Here is a 22,290-nt window from a genome sequence, read left to right on the forward strand (position 1 = left end):
TGCAAGTCATGCGATATAAAATAATTCTTTTAGTAATTCTTTTTACAAGCTTAACGTCTTGCAAAAACACTGAAGGTCCTGAGGTGCTTTATTTAGGGCATACGTTGCCTCAAACACACCCTGTACATAAAGGAATGTTAGAGTTTCAAAAGGCATTAGAAAAAAAATCTAAGGGTACTTTAAAGGTTAAAATATTTCCTGATGGACAACTAGGTTCAGAAAGAGAATTGTTAGAACTATTACAGATTGGGAGTGTGGCTGCGACCAAAGTAAGTGCTGCTCCATTATCGAATTTTATTCCAGAGTATAACGTCATGGGAATTCCTTATTTGTTCAGGAATAAAGAACATCAATTTAGTGTTTTAGAAGGTCCTATCGGCAAATCAATTTTAGAGAAAGGCTCTAAATTTTGGCTTCGAGGTTTATGTTACTATGATGCCGGAAGTAGAAGTTTTTATACCAGCAAAAAAGCCATAAGAACACCAGAAGATTTAAATGGTCTTAAAATTAGAGTGCAAAACAACCAAATGGCAATTAACATGGTAAACACCATGGGAGGTGATGCTACACCTTTAGCTTATGGCGAATTATACACAGCAATTCAGCAAGGTGTTGTAGATGGAGCAGAAAATAATCCACCTTCTTTTGTATCCTCAAACCATTACGAAATTAGTAAATACTACACCTTAGATGAACATTCTTCAGTACCAGATGTGCTATTAATTGGCACTAAATATTGGGACAAATTATCTGAAGAGCAAAAAATTTGGGTACAAGAAGCGGCAGACGAATCTGCACAAGCACAAAAAAGATTTTGGAAAGAATCTGTTGAAGAATCTATGAAAGTTGCTAAAGAAGCCGGTGTTGAAATTATTATTCCAGAAAAATCCTTATTCGCAGAAAAATCGAAATCTGTGGTAGAAAAATTTGTAAAAGAATATCCTGAAATGGAGTCTCTTGTTAACCAAATTAAAAATAATTAATATGAGTAAATCTGAACTTATTTTTAATAAAGTCAACAAAATCCTTGAGTGGTTTTTGATAATCATTTTTGCATTACTCGTTTTAGATGTATTGTTTCAAGTGTTTTCAAGATATCTTTTAGGCCAATCATTTACTTGGACAGAAGAATTTGCACGTTTCTCTCTCATCTGGATGACCATTTTAGGAGCTGCCTATCTCAATGCAAAAAAAGAGCATTTATCAATGGATTTTTTATACGATAAAATGTCTGTAGCTAATAAAAGAAAGACAGCAATACTTATTGAGGTTTTTATCTTTCTTTTTGCTTTAATCGTTATGGTTATAGGCGGATTAAACCTAGTGTACACCACACTGCATTTAGAGCAATTATCTGGCACTTTAAGAATACCTCTTGGCTATGTCTATGCGGTATTGCCATTTAGTGGTTTTCTTATAATGTGCTTTTCAATTTATCACATATCTGGTGTATATTCTAATAAAAACAAAAGCTAATTATGAGTATAGAAATTATTAGTATTATCGTCTTGTTTGTGAGCTTTTTTACGCTTTTGTTGCTAAAAGTTCCTGTGGCATATAGCATCGGAATTTCAACTACCATAAGCCTATTGCTAAATATTGATAAAATGCCTGGCTTAACAACAATCGCTCAGCGCATGACCACTGGCATTGATAGTTTTGCCCTTTTAGCCATACCCTTTTTCGTTTTGGCAGGTGAAATTATGAAACAAGGTGGTATCGCAAACAGGCTTATAAATTTTGCAAAATCATTAGTTGCGAGTTTGCCTGGTGGCTTGGCTTATGTAAATGTATTAGCGTCCATGCTTTTTGGAGCCATTTCTGGTTCTGCTGTTGCTGCAGCTTCTGCCATTGGATCAATAATGACAGACAGAATGGAAGAAGAAGGCTATCCTAGAGCTTTAAGTGCTTCTGTAAATATCACTTCTTCGACTACAGGTTTATTAATTCCGCCAAGTAATATACTAATCGTTTATGCTTTAGCTAGTGGAGGCACAGCTTCAGTAGCCGCCTTATTTATTGCTGGCTATTTACCAGGAATACTTTTAGGCTTAGCCATTATGGGATATGTAGCATTTATTGCTATAAACAGAGGTTATGCAAGAGGAAAACGTGCTACACTTTTAGAAGTTTGGACTTATTTTAGAAAAGCATTCTTTAGCTTATTGTTGCTAGTAATCGTTGTTGGTGGTATTGTTGCCGGAATTTTCACTGCAACCGAAGCCTCAGTAATTGCAGTATTATATGCAGCCATATTAGCATTGATTTATGGTGATATGAAAATGAAAGATTTTCCAAAGGTCTTTTTAACTAGTGCAAAAACCACAGCTGTTGTTATGTTTTTAATATGCACATCTATGGCAATGTCTTGGTTGTTTTCTTTTGAGGGTATACCAGAAATGATAAGCACATTTTTACTCGATTCTTTAAGTAATAAGTTTGCCATCTTTTTAGCGATTAATATTATTCTATTAATCATCGGAACGTTTATGGATATGACACCTGCTGTGTTAATATTCACACCGATTTTTCTACCAGTAGTAACCACATTAGGTATGGATCCTGTTCATTTTGGGATAGTGATTGTACTTAACTTATGTATAGGCATATGTACTCCACCAGTTGGCACTTTATTATTTGTGGGCAGTGGTGTCGCAAATGTGTCCGTCACAAAAGTTATAAAATCCTTGTTACCATTTTTAGCCATAATGGTGGCAGTGTTAATGCTGATAAGTTTTATCCCAGAAATATCAATGTTTTTGCCAAGACTTTTTGGTTTGTAATAAGTAAATAATATGACAGAATTGAGAAAAAAGAAGTTAGCTCTAAACAGACAAAACCTAAATATTAATAAAAAACTACCCATCAAATTTATACAATTTGGAGAAGGTAACTTTTTAAGAGCCTTTGTAGATTATGCTATTCAGCAATTAAATACAAAAGCAGATTTTAATGCTGGAGTTGCTGTAATACAACCAATTGAAAGAGGCATGGTAGATATGCTAAATGATCAAAATGGGTTGTATACACTGTTTTTAAAAGGGATTCAAAAAGGTAAAGAAATTCAGAAAAAAGAATTGATTAACACTATTGCAAAAGGTATAAATCCGTATAAAGAATTTCAGGATTATTTAGATTTAGCAAAAGAGGAAGAACTTCAATTTATCATCTCTAACACAACCGAAGCTGGTATTGCTTATGTTGATACTGATACAATGGATATGAAACCTCCGAGTTCATTTCCTGCTAAATTGACAATGTTATTGCACGAACGCTTCAATCATTTTAATGGCGCAAATGATAAAGGCTTAACGATTATACCATGCGAATTAATTAACCATAATTCTGAAACCTTAAAGGAGATTATATTAAAATATATATCACTTTGGAACTTAGATGAAAAATTTACCAATTGGATAAATACAAGTTGCTCTTTTCATAGTACTTTGGTTGATAGAATTGTTCCAGGCTATCCAAAAGACGATATTGAAGTCTATAATGCACAATTAGATTATAAAGACAATTTAATTGTTGCCGCCGAAGTTTTTTTACTTTGGGTAATTGAAGGCGGAGAAGATTTAAAACAAAAATTACCTTTTCATAAAACTGATTTAGACGTTAAAATTGTAGACGATATGCAACCATATCGTACAAGAAAGGTGCGTATTTTAAATGGAGCGCATACCTCTATGGTACCGTTTTCGTTACTTTATGGTAATGAAACCGTTAAAGAAACAGTTGATAATAAATTTACTGGCGCATTTGTAAACAAAGCTATTTTTGAGGAAATTAATGATGTGCTACCTATGGACAGAAATGAACTAGATAGCTTTGCTGAAGAAATCTTAGATCGATTTAGAAATCCATTTATAAAGCATAAACTAGCAGATATTGCATTAAATTCTATTTCAAAATTTAAAGTAAGAGTGCTTCCAAGTTTATTAGAATTTGAAGCTAAAAACGGAAAACTACCAACCAATTTAACCTTTGCATTTGCTTGCTTAATTAGATTTTATAAAGGGACTTGGCAAGGTGCTAATTTGCCAATTAAGGATAGTGAAGAAGTAGTTAGTAACTTCAAAAACATATGGAAAAACAAAGATTATAATTTAATTGCAAATCAAGTTTTAAGTAATATAGATTATTGGGATAACGATTTAACTCGCGTTAAAAAGCTACCTACTGCTATAGCTTTTGCACTAGCAGAAATAGATTCTAATGGTATTGAATTTGGATATGAGAACTTTAGTAAAATGTACTAAACCACATTACTACCACTAACAATGTTATAACATGCAGAAAAAATTAATAAAAGTTCACCCTTCAGATAATGTTGCCGTTGCTTTAGTAAACCTAAAAGCAGGTGAGGTAATTAAGTTTGAAAATGAAGAAATTGAAGTCGTTTCAGACGTAAAAGCGAAGCATAAAATTGCTTTATCCGATTTCTATGCTGGTGATAAAATTAAGATGTATGGCGTACTTGTTGGTAAAGCAAATTCATCAATCTTAAAAGGAGATGTATTAACCATAGCTAACGTAAAACACGAAAGTGCAAAGGTGACGCAAAAAACCGATACAATAGGATGGAATATACCTAATGTTGAACAATGGAAAGATAGAACCTTTATGGGTTATCACAGAGAAGATGGACAGGTTGGTACTGCAAATACATGGTTATTTTTTCCATTGGTATTTTGCGAGAATAAAAATATTGAAAAACTAAGAGATATATTCGAGAGAGAATTACTAACAAAGAAGTTAAATTCTCATCAAATGCTGTTACGTTCTTTGGTTAATGATAGTGATGACACCTTAGTTCAACAACCAGAAACGGCCAAGGTTTTCGAAAATATAGATGTTAAATTCATTACGCATCCTGGTGGTTGTGGTGGTATTCGTCAAGATTCAGAAAGTTTAGCGAGATTATTAGCTGGCTATGTAAAGAATCCAAATGTAGCAGGTGCAACTGTGCTAAGTTTGGGCTGTCAAAATCTACAAATAGACATTTTTAATAAAGCTCTTGAGGCTATTAGTCCAGATAACAAAAAACCAGTGTTGATGTATGAACAACAACAAATGGGTACTGTTGACGAAATGCTAACAGCAATTATTAAAAACTCCTACGCTGCAATCAAAGAAGCAAATAATATAGAAAGAAAACCAGCACCTTTATCTAAACTTAAAATTGGTTTAGAGTGTGGTGGATCTGATGGTTTTTCAGGTATTTCTGCAAACCCAACCTTAGGTTACACATCTGATATGTTGGTTGCTTTGGGAGGAACAGCAATATTAGCCGAATTTCCTGAGTTATGTGGAGTTGAGCAAGAATTAGTAAATCGCTGTGAAACAGAAGCTTCTGCCGAAAGATTTTTAGAACTTATGCAAGCTTTTGAAAAATCGGTTGTAGATGCTGGCTCTGGTTTTGATATGAATCCATCTCCTGGAAATATAAAAGACGGGTTAATTACAGATGCTATGAAGTCTGCAGGAGCCGCTAAAAAAGGTGGAACATCACCTATTGTTGATGTTTTAGATTATGGCGAGTATGTTACTAAGCCAGGTTTAAACTTATTATGTACACCAGGAAACGATGTAGAAAGTACGACAGCCATGGTAGGTTCTGGAGCAAACATCGTATTGTTTACAACAGGCTTAGGTACACCAACAGGTAATCCAATTACACCAGTAATTAAAGTGTCTTCAAATTCTGAATTAGCTGCTAAAATGAGTGATATTATTGATGTTGATACAGGTGATGTTATTAAAGGTGAGAAGACTATAGAAGAAATGGCTGAGACTATGCTCAACTACATTATTGATGTTGCTAGCGGTACTGTTACATCTAAAGCTAGCTTATTAAATCAAGATGATTTTATACCATGGAAACGTGGAGTTTCGCTTTAAAACTAGATTGCCTCTAAATTAGTTTTAAGAGAAGATTTTCTAACAATTAGTTCCGGCTGCAGAACGATTTGCTGAGGATTCTTTTTACTATCCTTAGCATCAACTTCTTCTAAAAAAACTTTAGCTGCTTTTCTTCCCATTTCTATGGGAGATTGATCAACTGATGTAATAGAGAGTTCCATAAACCTTGTAAAAGGTTCATTACTGAAACCCACAACACTAATATCTTCTGGAATTTTAAAGCCTTGCTCTTTTATTTCTTGTATTGCACCTAAAGCTGTAAAATCACTTGAAGAAAAGATGGCATCTGGTGGAGAGGCCAAGTTTAATAATTGTTTTGCAACTTTTCTTCCTTCTGCCACTTTACTAAAAGTTTCAATAACTAAATCTTCATCAAACTCTAATCCATGATCGATTATAGCTTGTTTATAACCTAGATAACGATTTTTAAATATTTCTAACGATCGATCATTAGATAAATGTGCGATTCGTTTACATCCTTGTTCTATTAAATGCTTAGTAGCTAAATAAGATCCATTGTAATCATCAATAGTTACTGAGCTAACACCTGAAATGTCTTTTTTTCTATCAAAAAATATTAGAGGAACTCGTTTTTGAGATAAACTATTAAAGATTTTATTCTTGGTTTTTGAATTTGAAATAGACATTAGAATACCATCAACCTGAGCATTGAGAAGAGACATTATATTGCCGGTTTCTAATTCTTCTTGGTCGTGTGTTTGACAAACAATAACATGATAGCCTTTTGGGTATAATTCTTCTTCGATTCCTCTAATCACAGAGGCGAAAAAATTACTATCCATACGTGGTACAATAACACCCACATTAAAACTTTTACCGCTTTTTAATGCTCTAGCTAATGTATTTTGCTCATAGTTCATTTCTATGGCTGTAGCTTGAACTAACTCACGTGTCTTCTCACTTATTTTAGGGTTATTATTTAATGCTCGTGATACTGTTGCTGCTGTTAAGTTTAACTTTTCAGCAATATCATATATGGTTGTCTTTTTTTTCATTCAACTGATGGTTAAATAATCTCCCAAAACTAATTATTTTATTATAAACATTGTCCGTTTCCATAAGTATTTTAAAATTGTGAAGCTAATACAATCTTGCTAGTCAATCATTTTAACTAATGAATTAGCATAAATTTCAATATTAGAGTAGTTTTCATCTATTGTGTTTAGATGAGCATCTTTCTTTATACAATCTAAGTTAAGTTTTCGTTCCCATTTATTTGGAATACCGTCATTGTCAGAATCTTTTTTTGCCTTTTTTTTCTTTAAAACCGGCCAACCACCAACATCTTTTTGAGAATCTATAATTCCTTGTTTATAGGTTGCATTGCCTTTTGTAACCGCTTTGGTTATTCTTTTGTCAACAGCGTCTCGTTTTATATTTGCCCCTGCATATTCCAAAACTTCTTTATAGGCTTGCCTAGCACTTGTGGTGGTAATGTTACCTAAAATATCTATAGGTATATTTAGTTTGGTTAACTCTGGTTTTTCACATTGCACACCACCACTCCAATTATTAATAGTAACTTCTTCATTATTATATACAAAATTTCCATCTACATAAAATTTACCATAAGGTTCAGATGGACTTACTATTCTATTTTGCTTAGATGATGAAGTTGCAGGTCCTGGTTTAAAATAATTATTTATTAAATTATAAGTGCCTTTTTCTCCACCGTAAATACTATTATTGCCCCAATTATAAATGACATTATTTCTAAAATCTACAAATTCATTTTCAGAATTTTCTGTTGTTTTAGAACCACTAAATCTAGGGTTTCTGCTATTGTTACTCACAATTAAATTATGATGAAAAGAAGCTCTTTCACCACCCCAAATACCACCATATCCATGTGCACCCTTTTTATGAATGGACTTGTTTAAAGCTTCAGAAATAATAGACCATTGCAAAGTGAAATTTTTATTATTGTAAAACGAGGCATTTTCATCGGTTCCCCAACTAATAGAACAATGGTCGATAATAACATTATTAGTACCTCTGCAGCCGAGTGCATCTCCTTCAATACCATTAATATCTCCCATTCTAAATCTTAGATACCTTAAAACAACATTATCTGATTTTATAGTAACTGGATACCCTTTAACTGTAATCCCATCACCAGGTGCAGTTTGACCTAGAATACTTAAATCACCTTTATTAATGTCTAGTTTAGATTTTAATTCTATAGTGCCAGAGATTTCAAAAACAATTATTCTAGCTCCATCTTTTAGGATACCTTTTCTTAGACTTCCTTCTCCGCTATCATTAAGGTTTGTAACCTTATAAATAAAACCACCTCTACCTCCTGTGGTATACCTACCGAAACCCTCTGCAGTAGGAAACGCTAAGTTTTGACTATAAACTAAGACAGAAAACAATAATAAAATTACTAAGTTCAAATATCTTTTTTCAATCATTGCTTATTTATTATATAAAATTTAATATAAAAAAAGGAGAAATGTTTTTTCAAACATAACTCCTTTTTTTGACTAACTTATCTCAAAAATATCATTGTCTCCAACGTGGATCGCCAACTTGATTGTCAATTAAAGCCTGAGTAGTTATCGTAAAATCACCATTTAATGGATCTACAAAACCCGGATCTAACGTATCAAAAGAAGTGGTATTATCATATCTTGGAACTAATGGATCAAACATTGTTGGTGCATTAAAATAGTTGTTATTACTAAATTCGATGAACTCATCAGTTCTGGCTTGGTCAGAAAAACCTTCTGATACAGTATCAGTTATTAATGTGTTTTGTACTGTAATATCGTTAGTTTGAAATCTTACATATAAAATTCTTCTACTTGAAGAGTTAGAACAAGCATATAATGTACAGCTATCCATTAATATGTTGCAGACATTACCCATTTGAGTAGAAGTACCAGCATCATCAATTCTAAAGAAATCACGACCAGGCGCACAATTATTAAAGGTACTATTTATAAAATTAACGTTAAATACATCAGAATTTCTAAAGTCAAAGAAATCGCCTCCACTTGTCAGTACATTTGTTACCACTGAATTCTCAACAGTGACCGTCTGTACAATAGCATCTGTAACATTTCCAGCAATAAAGGATCTATTGTAATCATGTACATTACAACCACTTACCAATAATGAATTATAAGCTCCAGGATCTGAATATCTTACCATATCTGTTAATTCTGCAGCTATATCACCTGTTAAATCTAGGTCTATTAAACTAACATCCGTACCACCAGTAGTTATTGAGAAACTTACTTTTAAAAGTGGTTTATCAAAGCTTAACAATCCTCTTATAGTTAGTGGTTTATCTATAACTATTGTGCCTATTTGCGCAGTGTAATCTCCTTGCTCTAATACTAAAACATCATCTGGATCTGCATCAGCAACCATTTGAAATAAATCGTCTGAAGGTGTTACTAAAATACCATCTCCAATATCTATTCCTGTTGTAAAATTTAATACTCCTCTTATCGTTGTATTATTTAAAATCTGTACTGTATAATCTGTCTCACCCGTTAGACCAGTTACTGTAGCAACTCCATCTGCAATTTCTTGTGCAGATAATGTATAAGTAATATCACCTGGCACTAAAAATAGTTCAGTCACTGTACTATTTGGTAACCATCTTAAAGTTGCTTCAGTAGCTAAAATATCTTCTGGAACAATTGGATAAAAAATTTGCTCCGTTAATGTTTCTGCAGTTGTAGTAGCATATGTTGAATTCTCTAAACCTCTAGAGCTTATAGCTTGCACTCTAACATAGTAAAAGGTTTCTTGAGATAATTCTACTTGTAAAGGTAAATCGCCTTCTGTAACGTTAACAGTTTCGACAATAGTTGAGAAAGAAGAATCTTCACTAAACTCAACTAAATAATCTTCGACATAAGGATCAGAATCCCATTGTAATTCTACTACAACCTGATTCCTTATAAATGCTTGTAGTCCTACAGGAGCAAATTCTCTACTCACATTAAGCTCTTCAATTACTTTGTCTGGTGAATCACAGCCAGTAACTGATAATAGTAAAGCTAAGATTACTATTGTGGATTTTAATATATATTTTGTTTTTTTCATCGTTTAATAATTTCTTAATTGTAAATTCTAATAGCCGTAATCATTAACTAATTGACCGTTACTGGCATCTAAAAACACTTGCCATATAGGCCAAAATTGTCTATCATCTGGATTTACACCTAGTTTGTATATAGAATTAATCATATCATCCTCTAAAATAGTCCAATCTTGTGTTAAATAATCTGGACCTGGATTCATAGTTTCATTTCTGTTTAGACCGTATATATCTAGAGTTTCACCGTCTTCCTCATATTTGTAATATAGAGTTGTAGGCACATCAGAATATTCTCCAGTTCTATTTTTTAGATTAAACATTTTCACTTTTGCCTCATCTAAATTTGCCCCAAGTAGATTCCATCGAATTAAGTTCATTTTACGCTCCATTTCACCTGTAAATTCATACATGTGTTCTTTAACTATGGCATCAAACATATCTTGAGTACTTGTTAAGGCATCAACATAGCTATCAACTTTTTCTGCATGTAGATTAGATGGAAAAGCTCTTCGTCTTAATTGTTTTAAATATGGTGCAGCTGCTCCAGCTCCTTGCAATTCGTTTGCAGCCTCTGCTGCTATTAACAATACTTCTGCATAACGCATGTATATTTTGTTTACTCCATCATCATTAGTAGATGTTACATAGCGATTCATCCACTCGTAACGGTATTTCCCAAAATACCATGTATCCAATCCTACCAATTCTTGTTGAGAAAAACCATCAGTTGGGTTTCCCCATTGATATGGTACACATGTAATATCTCTTCTTGTATCGTCTTCATCAAAATCATAAAATACTGTTGGTAATGGACCAGCAATACCACCCCTAGCCTGGCCTGTATGCTGATCTACACCTCTGTGCCTAACAGCAAACGAGAATAATACTCTACCACGACCTGCCGCAAAAGGAATTTCCCAAAGAGACTCACCTCCAGCAGTAACAGATTCTTCATTAAAATTTCTCCATAAAGTTTCAAAAGATGGTTCTAAATGTGCATTTCCACTTCCGATTATATCCGTCGCTTCATTTAACGCCAATGTATACATATTTTGTACAGAGAGATCAGGATCATTACTTCTTCTAACACCATCTGGATATTGTTGAAAACCAGAAGCCACCATAGCTAAACGTGCTCTAAAAGCCTTTACAAATGCTTTATTGGCGCGTTCTACCGTACTAGTCGTAGAACTTTCATTTGGCCAAGCAACTAAAGTTTCTGCTTCACCTAAATCAGCAATAATTTGTTTGTAGATAACATCTCTACTTGTTTTCGGTAAATAAAGGGTTTCGGCAGATATTGGCTCAAAACGTGCAGGAACATCTCCCCAAGTTTTTAACAAATCAGCGTAGTATATAGCTCTGTAAGTTAGGGCTTCACCAAGTAATTGACCAAGTTCAGTATCTGGCTGTGGATTACCGTAAGTTCTTAAACCTCTAATACATAGATTAGCACGTTCTATTCCTGCATACATCATTGCCCAAACATTATTATCTCTATTCATTTGAGTGTTTGTAGGTGTTGCATCATATATCATTAATTCACCTTGAGAACTGCCTACATCATCAGAACTGTAATTCCATTCAGTATCTGTATTAAACCCATAAAACGGAATATAACGACCTCTATATGAATTTGTTTGTCCCATGCGCTCCAAGATTCCATCTACAGCACCTCTTGCAAGGTCTGGTGTTGAAAAAATAACCGACTCATCACCCGATGATTGAGCTGGTGCGTCTAAAAAATCTTCTTCAAATTCTTGGCAAGAGTTTAAAACACCTGCTAGAATTAGTAATGTTAGAATTATTGTTTTTTTCATTTTCTAAATTTTTTAAAAATTAAGGTTGATGCCAAAAGCAATTTGCCTACTTCTAGGATATGCTGAGTAATCTACTCTAGGTGTAAATGTTGTTTTTCTTCTTGTTGATACCTCTGGATCCATACCAGAGTAGTTTGTAAGAATAAATACGTTATTCGCTGTAGCATATATTCTAAGTTTTGATATTCCAAAATTTGATAATGCCGATTCTGGCAAAGTGTAGCCTACGGTTAATGTATTTAGTCTTAAGTAAGATCCGTCTTCCACAGCCCAATCACTAAACACATATCTTTGCATATAAGGCGACCACATTGTTGTATTAGCATTTAGTGCTTGAAGTTGCGTAGGATCAGTTACGAGTTGCCCAGTTGAAGGATCTAAATTTGTCCACCTAACACCATCTGCAAATGTAGTTGTAAGGTTTCCAAAATCACCACTTTCTCTAGGAGTGTTTGAGTGAATTTTATTGGCGTTATAAACATCAAAACCTACACTAAAGTTGAAAGCTGCTGAAAAATCAAATCCATATGCTCGAGCTCCAATTGTAAAACCACCAGTAAAATCTGGATTAGCATCACCAATTACTGTATTATCATCATTATCTACAACTCCATCTCCATTGATATCTTTTAATTTTAAAGAACCTGGCCTTACATTACCATCTCCTATTACAGCACTGTTGTCTGCAACACCGTCTTTTAAAGTATATTCACCAGTCGTAGAGTTATAATCAAAATCTGAAACTTCGTATCTACCATCATTTTTATAACCATACATTATACCTAATGGTGAACCTACCTGTACAAGATAATCATTCCCTATTTGACTAGATGCCCATTCTGATGTCCAACCAAAATCCTCTAATTCACCTAATGAATTAATTTTATTTGTATTGGCACTTATATTAAAAGATAAATCTAATCCATAATTTTCAGTTTCTATTGCCGTATAATTGAATAAGGCTTCGAATCCTGAATTTTGAATCTCCCCTATATTTCTAAATTGATATTCGTATCCAGATCCTGGTGTACGAAATGCGAGTAGTAAATCTTTAGTAACATTTTTATATAATTCAAAACTACCACTCAAACGTCCTCCAAAAAGAGAATAATCTAAACCTAAGTTTTGAGTAACTGTAGTTTCCCATTTTAAATCTGGATTAGCAAGTATACTTGAAGCCGCCCAATAATTATCAATTCCATTTATATAAGATGTATTATAAGACTGGAATGTTTGAATGGTTTGCCCAGTAGGAATGTTATTGTTACCTGCTTCTCCATAACTTAACCTAAGTTTTAAAGAGTTTACCCAATCTGTATTTTCTAAAAATGACTCTTCAGACAGTTTCCATGCAAAAGCTGCCGAAGGAAAATAACCCCATTGATTATCACCTAAGAATTTACTTGAACCATCAATTCTATAGGTTGCTGTGAATAAATATTTATTTTTATAATCGTAATTAGCACGACCAAAAAACGACAGTAATTTATCTTCTGGGCTATAGAAATTATCCACTGAGAAAGGAGTTCCTTGAGTAGTAAGAGTTCTACTAGTATTAAAATCGAATGCTGAAGGGAATCCATGTATTTCGCTCGTAACTCTATTATTTTTAGCTATTATCATTTCTTGTCCCAATAAAACTTGAAGTCCGTGATTTTCACCAAGATGGTTCTCGAAATTATAATTAATTGTATTAGCGTTTCTAAAGTCTTCTCGTTTTGTGTCTCTAATTACGATTGATGGCAGACCCTGATTTTCAACAGCTGGTCGATTGCTTGAAAAGTATGTAGATTTACCATAAAAACGATAATCTAAATCATTTCTATTATTAAGCGTTAAGCTCGTTTTAAATTTTAAATTATCAATAATTTCCCAAGCAAAGCTACCCGATAAATTCAGATTTTTTCGTAATTGTCTTCTTTGGTTGTCATCGACAGCTACAAAAGGGTTTACCAAATCGCTAAAAAAGGTTTCTTCAGTGTTTGTTGGATCAAAACTTACTAAAGGAATTGGTGAATACCTAATAGAATGTTTTAACCTAGAATCTGAGGATGAGATTTCATTTTGCTCATTAGCTCCACCTCCATTTATTTCAGTATCCGAATAACGTGCGTTAAATGTTAAATCGACTTTATCACTAGCTTTACTTTTTAGTGCAAGCGATAAATTGTTTCGTCTAAAATCCGAACCAACTTGTATAGCCTTTTCGTCGTATAATGCGTAGTTGAAATTAAAATTTATTTTTTCTGAACCTCCTCTAATAGCTATATCTCTGCTTTCAACTTCACCTGTACGTCCATAAATTAGTTCTTGCCAATTATTCCCTTTCATACCAATATATTGGTCATAATCTTGATAAAGCCCATAGTTTTCTTCATAAATTTCTGGAGTATCTCTCAAAAGCCAATATTCATATTGCCATTTCACAAAATCTTCTGGTTCTAAGACATCTATAGTTTTTGCTATAGATTTAACACCGTAGAATGTATTAAAGTTAACTGTTATTTTTCCTTCTTTACCACTTTTAGTGGTAATAATAACTACACCATTTGCACCTCTAGAACCATATATAGCTGTCGATGATGCATCTTTTAAAATTGTAATATTTTCAATATCAGAAGGTGATATATCACTTAAGTTATTAATAGGAAAACCATCAACAATAATTAAAGGTGAACTATCTTGAGTAATAGAACCAGTACCTCGTATTTTAATTTGCACTTCAGCATCAGGCGAACCTTCTGTGGACAAAACTTCTACACCAGCTAAACGACCAGTTAATGTTTCTGCCACATTTGAAATATTTTGCTCTTTTAAATCGTTTCCACCAACGGTAACGACAGAACCTGTTAAGTCAGATTTACGAGTTGTGCCGTAGCCAATCACCACAACTTCGTCAAGAGATTCTAGACTTGGCTTAAGTACCACATTTATAACTTCTTTACCGTTTACTTTTACTTCTTGAGTTGTATATCCAAGATATGAAAAAACCAAGATTGCATTTGGGTCAGAAACATTTAATGAATAGTTACCATCAAAGTCCGTAGAGGTACCTTTAGCCGTCCCTTTAATCATTACTGACGCGCCTGGTACACCAGCAGAACCCATATCTTCTGCAGTTACTTTTCCTGTTATTACATTGTTTTGGGCATGCAGAAAGTTAGCACCAATAACAAATAATGCAAATAGCATTAATGATGAAGATTTTATTGAATAAAATCTTTTTGTTTTACATTCTATAGAACGGAAAAACAAAAAATCAATTAAATTGTTATACATAAAATTGTTGAATTTAGTTTAAAGTTATTTAGATTAATGTAATCGATTGCACAAAATTATCGGATTTTTTTAAATACACAAATTTTTGTTAAGTTTTTTTTATATATGTTAAATATTTTAACAAAAAATTGCCGTATCAATAATTGCTTTGAATCAAAATAATAAATATTCCTCACAAAATTTTAAACAAAATTATATATTTGTGCAATCGATTACATTTTAATTTACTTTCTAATAATATAAATAATGAAAAAATCATTTTTATTTACGGCTCTTCTATTCTGCTTAACCTTCAGTTTTAGCCAGAATTATTATATGGCTACTCCACAAGGCTATGGAGAAGGCACAACTGGTGGCGGCAATGTTGCTCCTGTTACAGTTACAACATACTCTGATTTAAAAGCAAAAATAAAGCTTTCTACTCCTCAAGTTATTTTAGTCTCTGGTACAATAACAATTCCTGCAGGACAACATATTAGTGAGGTTGTTACAAATAAAACCATTATTGGACTACCTAATACGAGACTAGTAAATAATACACAAACACAATCTGGCTCAGGAATTCTAAATTTGAAAAATGGGTCTAATAACGTTATAATAAGAAATTTAATTTTCGAAGGGCCTGGCGCTTATGATGTTGATGGACGTGACAATCTTACTGCGGATGGTTGCACAAATCTATGGGTTGACCATTGCGAATTCCAAGATGGCGTTGATGGAAATTTTGATATAAAAGGTAATTCGGATAATGTTACTGTATCTTGGTGTAAATTCACTTACCTTAAACCTGCCGTACCAGGAGGTCCAGGTGGCTCAAATGATCACCGGTTTTCTAATCTCGTTGGCTCTAGTGATTCTCAATCTCCACCAGACGGTCATTATAGTGTAACCTTTCAAAACTGTTATTGGGCAGAAGGTTGCAGAGAAAGAATGCCAAGAGCGAGGAATTCTCAACTTCATATATTGAATTGTTATTACAACACAGATGTTTCTAGTTCACGAGCTTTAGGATTTAGTGGTGGAGTAAATGATTTGTCTTGTTATGTAGAAAATTCAGACTTTGCAAATATCGGAACAGTTTATCAAAGTTATGGCGGCACAGTATCATTAGAATTTGACAATTGTATTAATGGAGTTTCTAACTTAGGCACAGTGCCACAACCAACCTATTCTTATAGCGTAATTCCCGTAAATGATGTTGCATCATATATACCTAATACAGAATGTGGTGCTGGTGCAACACTACAAGTTACTAGCACTGGAGAAATATCTTCAAGTTGTGAAAATTTAGGATTAAATGATGAAGTTTTTTCAAAGGTGAAGTATTATCCAACTGTAGTAGACGACGTGATAAACTTAAAATTTCCGGTAACTAATTATACTGAAGTAAAATTTTCAATTTATTCTGTAAGTGGACAAAAAATAATGAATAAGACCTTACTAGTAGATAGCGAAACAAATAATACATCAGTAATAGATTTAAGTCAATACTCGAAAGGTATATACTTTATTAAGCTTCAATTTGAAAATAATTTTAAGACTTTTAGAATAACAAAAAAGTAGGGGTTTAGTTAAGTTTAAAACAAATAACCTCAAAATTAAAATAGATATAAAATTCACTTATTCAGTATAGAATATCAGCTTTTAAATCACATCCTAATTAATAAAATAGTAGCAAACTATAATCACCATTAAAGCTATCTTATAAAAGATGCTCTTTTCGAATAAAAATTAATTTATATATTTGTAATCGATTACATTAAGACAATTAACTAATTTTAAAACAATTACAACATGAAGAAAAAATTACTTTTTTTAGTATTCCCTCTAGTTTTCATGTCTTTAGTCTTACATGGACAAGACAACGTATGGGATTTTGGTAACGATGTAACAAACTTCCCTGTAGGACCAGCTTTTTCTGACACCAGAGTCATTGATGGCTTAACATTAGTGGGAGGTGGTTCTGATTTTGCGACAATTGAACCTAACTCTGGTACATGGACTGATGGTTACTCATCAACTAATCGCTTAAAGTCTGAAGGAAATAGTTCCGTAGATGGTTCCGGTTTACCTACAAGAAGATATATGGAGTTTCCTGTAGATGGTTCTGTTACTGTTAAACTTTGGTTTAGATTCAGTGGTTCTGGTGTTCCACGAGCTGTTGTAGTAGCTGATGCTTCAGGTACCGAGGTAATGCGTTTCGATTCAGTAGGCGATTCAGATCGTAGATATATAGAAGCAGATTATACTGGTGGTGCAACAACTTTATTGGTCTTTTCTGAAGGAAATGCCGTTAATTATTACAAACTTGAAACAGCTACAATTGCTCCACCAACAGAAGATAAAGTCTGGGATTTTGGTAACGACACAACAAATTTTCCTGTAGGCCCAGCCTTTTCCGACACTAGAGTCATTGATGGTTTAACCTTAGTAGGTGGTGGTTCTGATTTTGCCACAGTTGAACCTAATTCAGGAACTTGGGATGATGGTTACTCGTCAACTAACAGATTAAAATCTGAAGGAAATAGTTCAGTTGATGGTTCTGGCTTACCAACTAGACGTTATATGGAATTTCCTATTACTGGCCCAGTATCAGTTAAGCTATGGTATAGATTTAGTGGAAGTGGCACACCACGTGCTGTAGTTATTTCAGATAATACAGGTGCAGAAGTTGCACGTTTTGATTCTTTAGGTGATAGTGATCGTAGATATTTAGAAGCTAATTATACTGGTAGTGGTACATCGATATTAGTGTTTTCTGAAAATAATGCAGTCAATTATTACAAATTAGAAGTAAGTAGTACTCTGCTTAGTACAAATGATGAAACTCTTGGTATAAATACTAATATAAAATCTGTTAATGATCGCGTATTTATTTCTAATGTACACTCAAGTACCCAAGTTGATATTTATACAATTACTGGATCAAGACAAAAAACAATTAAAACGAATAATGACATAGACTTTATTTTGAGTCCTGGTATTTATATTGCTAGAATTAAAACTAATAAAGGTGAAAAATCCATTAAATTTATAACCTATTAAGTAATAATAATACTTTACAAAACAATAAAAAGGGATGCTAATTAGCATTCTTTTTTATTTTAATAATTATACTAATTAAACCATGAAAGTTTTGTATTATTAAACTAATTTTTTTAAGTTTGGGTAATCGATTACATTATTTAAAAACCGAATATAAAAATATGGTGTTAACAACTAAATTCACTAGTATAATTAAGCAAGCTTTCTTTGTATCTTTTGTTTTGTTTTTGTGCGTTTCTTCTTGCAAAGAATATAAAACAGAAAAAGTAAATACCACCTCTTCAGATAAGAATGTTTGGTCAATGATGGATGAGATAATCTCAAATGTTACTGAGCCAGAATTTCCTAATATTGAAATTAATGTTTTAGACCATGGTGCAAATCCAGATGGCAAAACAAAAAACACAGAAGCCTTCAAAAAAGCAATCGCCGCTTGCGCTGAAAAAGGAGGAGGAAAAGTAATTGTACCAAAAGGTAAATATCTCACAGGAGCAATTCATTTAGACAATAACATAAACCTGCATTTAGAAGAAGGTGCAGAAATATTATTCAGTACTAATCCAAAGGATTATTATCCTTTAGTAGAAACATCTTATGAAGGTGTTGAGCTTATTAATTACTCACCATTAATTTATGCATACAAAAAGAAAAATGTCGCAGTTACTGGTAAAGGTATTTTAAACGGACAAGCAAGTAATGAAAATTGGTGGAACTGGTGTGGAAAAGATACTTATGGCTGGAAGAAAGGAATGCCGCAACAGAAAGACAGCCTAAACCTTCCAAGATTAATGGAAATGGGACAAAACGCAACACCATTAAGTGAGCGTGTTTTTGGCGAAGGTCATTATTTAAGACCAACATTTTTAGAGCCTTATGAATGTACAAATGTTTTAATCAAAGGTGTGAAAATTGTAAACGCACCATTTTGGATTATCCATCCATTCAAATCGAATAATGTTATTGTAGATGGCGTAACGGTTGAAAGTCATGGCCCAAATAATGACGGTTGTGATCCTGAGTATTCTAAAAACGTTATCATAAAGAACTGTACCCTTAATACAGGTGACGATTGTATCGCAATAAAAGCTGGTAGAGATGCTGAAGGCAGACGAGTAGCTATAAAAACTGAGAATATCGTTGTTCAAAATTGTAAAATGATTGATGGTCATGGTGGTGTTGTAATAGGAAGTGAAATGTCTGCAGGTGTTAGTAATGTTTTTGTAGAAAATTGCACTATGGATAGCCCTAACTTAGACAGAGCTATACGATTAAAAACAAACTCGCGAAGAGGAGGAACTATTGATGGAGTTTATGTAAGAAATGTTGAAGTGGGCCAAGTAAAAGAGGCTGTCTTAAAATTAAACATGTTTTATGCTACCTACACCAACCAAACAGGTGAGTTTATTCCAGAAATAAAAAATATCTGGTTAGAAAATGTTACTGTAAAAAATGGTGGCGAGTTTGGCATTTTAGCTAAAGGTTATGAAGATTCACCTATTACTAATGTAACATTAAGAAATGTTAATATAGAAAAGGTAGAAAATGCTTTTTCTCTAGAAAATGTAAAGAACTTAAAACTTATAGATACCTATATCAATGGATCTTTGATGCAAAGTCCTCCTAAAACAGAAGATTAATAGCAGGAATATATAGAAATTATATCAAAAACATTTTAGAGTCTAAATTGATTTGATTTCTTAGAAAGCCTGATTTTTACGATAAAAATCAGGCTTTCTTTTAGAACTTTTAAATAATTAATGTTGAATAAATTAATAACATATTGCATTCTTTTTTTGTTGAGTTCTACAACGCTTTTCGCTTTTCAAACTATCCAAAAAGACACTTCCTACACTGTTATTAGTTCTTATAAAAAGTACATAAAAAACTTTCCGCAAATAGAAATTGTAAAGCCACAACAATTTCAGAATATTACTGAAATAGAAAATATAACTTATAAAAAGCTAAACGCTAGAGAGCTCAAACTCGATGCATTTATTAATACATCAGAAAATAATCCAGCAGTCATTTTAGTACATGGTGGTGGTTGGAAGTCTGGTGACAAGTCTCACATGAAACCTATGGCTCAGTATATTGCATCAAAAGGATATTCCTGTTTCGCAATTGAATATAGATTATCTGATGAAGCACAGTATCCAGAAGGTATTTTTGATATAAAACAAGCCATTCAGTTTATAAAAGCTAATGCCTTGAAGTTTCATGTAGATACAACCAAAGTCGCTGTTTTAGGGACTTCATCTGGTGCACAAATGGCATCATTAGTTGGTACAACTAACAACAATTCAAAATTTGAAGAAAAAACAGGCTACAAAACTTCAACAGAAGTTCAAGCGATAATTAATCTAGATGGTATTCTAGCCTTTAAACATCCAAAATCAAAGGAAGGAAAAATGGCAAGTTGGTGGTTGGATGGCACCTATGAGGAAAAACCAGAAATCTGGAAAGCAGCGTCTGCGCTTACACATATTGACGAAAACACACCTCCAACATTGTTTATTAGTAGTCAAAATGAACGCTTTCAGGCAGGACGAGAAGAAATGATTGAAATTATGGAGAAGTATCAAATTTACTATCAAGTAGAAAATTTTCCAGATAGTCCACATACCTTTTGGTTATTTAATCCTTGGTTTAAGGACACCGTAAATTACATCACAACATTTTTAGATAAAACATTCAAAAAAAACCATAAATGAAAACTTCAAAATTAATAGCAGCTTTATTTTGCGTTAGTACCATTGTAGCTTGTAAATCCGAAAAGAAAGAGGATGCAAAACAAGAGGTTCAACAAGAGCAAAAGTTAGAAGACGCACCAAAAACATATGCCGAAATTTCTATAGCAGAAGGTGGAGAATGGGTTGATGGCCCAAGAGGACACGAAGAATACCAAGGCACCACACATTTTAAAAATGTAAACCACTTAAGAGTGCCAGACAATCATACAGACCATACCTGGTATTTGCGTTACGAAGGACCTGGTTGGGAAAACAATAAAATTGGTTACAGACTATACTTAGATTGGAGAAATGGAATAGACATCTTCGGGAAACTAACCGATACAATGGCGCTTTCTAAAGTAGGTCAAGATGGATTTGATTCTTATCACGAGCCACAACCTTGGGGACAAGACATCTTAAAGGTTGGTAACGGACTTGGTATTGGTTCTTTGGGTCGTTTGGTTGAAGATAAAGTACTTCACTTTAAAGAAGTCGATTCAACGTTTGCTACGATAGAAAACAATAAAGACCAGTCTTCTGTAATTATTAATTATAAAGGTTGGAAAACGGGCGATGATAAAATCGATTTAAAATCTACATTGAGTATTCGTCCAGATAACCGTTATACAAAACATACCATTCAGCCTTCAAAAGCAATTAGCGGTATTGTTACTGGTATTGTAGACCATGGTGTTAATTATTTCACTGCAGAAAGTGAGAACAAAAAATGGGCTTATATAGCAACTTATGGATCGCAAACTTTAGTACCAGATAATTTAGGAATGGCGATCTTTTATGAAGTAGATACCACTTCCCAAATCAAAAAAGGAGAAGATGATTATTTAATTGAATTTAAACCAACTACAAACGCTGTTACATTTTACTTTCTAGGCGCTTGGGAACAAGAACCAGATGGTATAAAAACAGAAGCTGAATTCAAGACCTATTTAGATGGATTATTAAATGAATTAAACTCTAAAAACACTTTGTAATGAAAACAAGTACCAAGATTTTTTCAATTGTAATGCTTTGTTTTACGATGCAAATTACAACAGCTCAAGAGAAAACTTACACCATAGAGGAATGTGTTAATACGTTCTCTGAAGATAAAACAGTTCCAACCAAAGTAGGCTATCAATATTGGTTTGCTGATAAGGACTTTTTAGACGGAAGAACCATAAAAATGAGTGTTGTTGCACCAGGAAAATCAACACATGCACCACACAAACATGTAGAAGATGAATTTTTCTATGTGTTAGAAGGTACTGCAAAATTCTTTTTAGATGGTAAAGAAGTTGTTGTAGAAGCAAATACTAGTCTGTATTGTCCGTCGTGGAGTATGCACGGCATTAGCAATGCAGGTGATACCGAATTAAAATATTTAGTGATTAAAAAATACGAAAAAGAGTAA

Annotated in this window: 16 protein-coding genes; 11 read left to right on the forward strand and 5 right to left on the reverse strand. The window is 33.2% G+C overall.

The window, feature by feature from the left end; genetic code table 11:
• Window positions 1-8 precede the first annotated feature (8 nt).
• Genes H8K90_RS01305 through H8K90_RS01325 form a run of 5 tightly spaced genes read left to right on the forward strand, consistent with a single transcriptional unit; the run spans window position 9 to window position 5,904 of the window.
• Window positions 9-983, forward strand: coding sequence for a TRAP transporter substrate-binding protein (locus tag H8K90_RS01305; protein WP_186844134.1), 975 nt, complete (start codon window positions 9-11; stop codon window positions 981-983).
• Between the two features lies 1 nt (window position 984).
• A complete protein-coding gene (locus H8K90_RS01310) occupies window positions 985-1,476 on the forward strand; it encodes a TRAP transporter small permease (protein WP_186844135.1) in 492 nt (163 codons plus the stop codon).
• Between the two features lie 2 nt (window positions 1,477-1,478).
• Window positions 1,479-2,783 carry a TRAP transporter large permease gene (locus H8K90_RS01315; protein WP_186844136.1) on the forward strand — a complete coding sequence of 435 codons (1,305 nt, stop codon included), beginning with the start codon at window positions 1,479-1,481 and terminating at the stop codon, window positions 2,781-2,783.
• A 12-nt stretch (window positions 2,784-2,795) separates the two neighbouring features.
• The gene (locus H8K90_RS01320) at window positions 2,796-4,262 is read left to right on the forward strand and encodes a tagaturonate reductase (RefSeq protein WP_186844137.1); all 1,467 of its coding nucleotides are present in this window, start codon (window positions 2,796-2,798) and stop codon (window positions 4,260-4,262) included.
• 31 nt (window positions 4,263-4,293) lie between these two features.
• The gene (locus H8K90_RS01325; RefSeq protein ID WP_186844138.1) at window positions 4,294-5,904 is read left to right on the forward strand and encodes a UxaA family hydrolase; all 1,611 of its coding nucleotides are present in this window, start codon (window positions 4,294-4,296) and stop codon (window positions 5,902-5,904) included.
• Between the two features lie 2 nt (window positions 5,905-5,906).
• On the opposite strand, the gene H8K90_RS01330 is transcribed toward H8K90_RS01325, so the two are convergent.
• The 5 genes from H8K90_RS01330 to H8K90_RS01350 all read right to left on the reverse strand — a co-directional run bounded on the left by H8K90_RS01330 (window position 5,907) and on the right by H8K90_RS01350 (window position 15,015).
• The gene (locus H8K90_RS01330; RefSeq protein ID WP_186844139.1) at window positions 5,907-6,941 is read right to left on the reverse strand and encodes a LacI family DNA-binding transcriptional regulator; all 1,035 of its coding nucleotides are present in this window, start codon (window positions 6,939-6,941) and stop codon (window positions 5,907-5,909) included.
• Window positions 6,942-7,040: 99 nt separating this feature from the next.
• Window positions 7,041-8,342, reverse strand: a complete 1,302-nt coding sequence (locus H8K90_RS01335; RefSeq protein ID WP_222611300.1) for a pectate lyase family protein — start codon at window positions 8,340-8,342, stop codon at window positions 7,041-7,043.
• 109 nt (window positions 8,343-8,451) lie between these two features.
• A complete protein-coding gene (locus tag H8K90_RS01340) occupies window positions 8,452-10,008 on the reverse strand; it encodes a DUF5123 domain-containing protein (RefSeq protein WP_186844141.1) in 1,557 nt (518 codons plus the stop codon).
• Between the two features lie 27 nt (window positions 10,009-10,035).
• Window positions 10,036-11,823, reverse strand: coding sequence for a RagB/SusD family nutrient uptake outer membrane protein (locus H8K90_RS01345; RefSeq protein ID WP_186844142.1), 1,788 nt, complete (start codon window positions 11,821-11,823; stop codon window positions 10,036-10,038).
• Window positions 11,824-11,835: 12 nt separating this feature from the next.
• On the reverse strand, window positions 11,836-15,015 hold the full coding sequence (locus H8K90_RS01350) for a SusC/RagA family TonB-linked outer membrane protein (RefSeq protein ID WP_186844143.1): 3,180 nt from the start codon (window positions 15,013-15,015) through the stop codon (window positions 11,836-11,838).
• A gap of 333 nt (window positions 15,016-15,348) precedes the next feature.
• Between H8K90_RS01350 and H8K90_RS01355 the strand changes: the two genes are divergently transcribed.
• The 6 genes from H8K90_RS01355 to H8K90_RS01380 all read left to right on the forward strand — a co-directional run bounded on the left by H8K90_RS01355 (window position 15,349) and on the right by H8K90_RS01380 (window position 22,290).
• Window positions 15,349-16,665, forward strand: a complete 1,317-nt coding sequence (locus H8K90_RS01355; protein ID WP_186844144.1) for a T9SS type A sorting domain-containing protein — start codon at window positions 15,349-15,351, stop codon at window positions 16,663-16,665.
• Window positions 16,666-16,896: 231 nt separating this feature from the next.
• A complete protein-coding gene (locus H8K90_RS01360) occupies window positions 16,897-18,147 on the forward strand; it encodes a T9SS type A sorting domain-containing protein (RefSeq protein WP_186844145.1) in 1,251 nt (416 codons plus the stop codon).
• Between the two features lie 161 nt (window positions 18,148-18,308).
• A complete protein-coding gene (locus tag H8K90_RS01365; protein ID WP_186844146.1) occupies window positions 18,309-19,784 on the forward strand; it encodes a glycoside hydrolase family 28 protein in 1,476 nt (491 codons plus the stop codon).
• 120 nt (window positions 19,785-19,904) lie between these two features.
• A complete protein-coding gene (locus tag H8K90_RS01370) occupies window positions 19,905-20,858 on the forward strand; it encodes an alpha/beta hydrolase (protein ID WP_186844147.1) in 954 nt (317 codons plus the stop codon).
• The gene (locus H8K90_RS01375; protein ID WP_186844148.1) at window positions 20,855-21,871 is read left to right on the forward strand and encodes a DUF4861 family protein; all 1,017 of its coding nucleotides are present in this window, start codon (window positions 20,855-20,857) and stop codon (window positions 21,869-21,871) included. The genes H8K90_RS01370 and H8K90_RS01375 overlap by 4 nt, the downstream gene beginning before the upstream one ends.
• Complete coding sequence (locus H8K90_RS01380) at window positions 21,871-22,290, forward strand: cupin domain-containing protein (RefSeq protein ID WP_186844149.1); 420 nt, start codon at window positions 21,871-21,873, stop codon at window positions 22,288-22,290. Before H8K90_RS01375 ends, H8K90_RS01380 begins: the two co-directional genes overlap by 1 nt.

This window comes from Winogradskyella echinorum, assembly GCF_014297365.1.
Lineage (GTDB): Bacteria > Bacteroidota > Bacteroidia > Flavobacteriales > Flavobacteriaceae > Winogradskyella > Winogradskyella echinorum.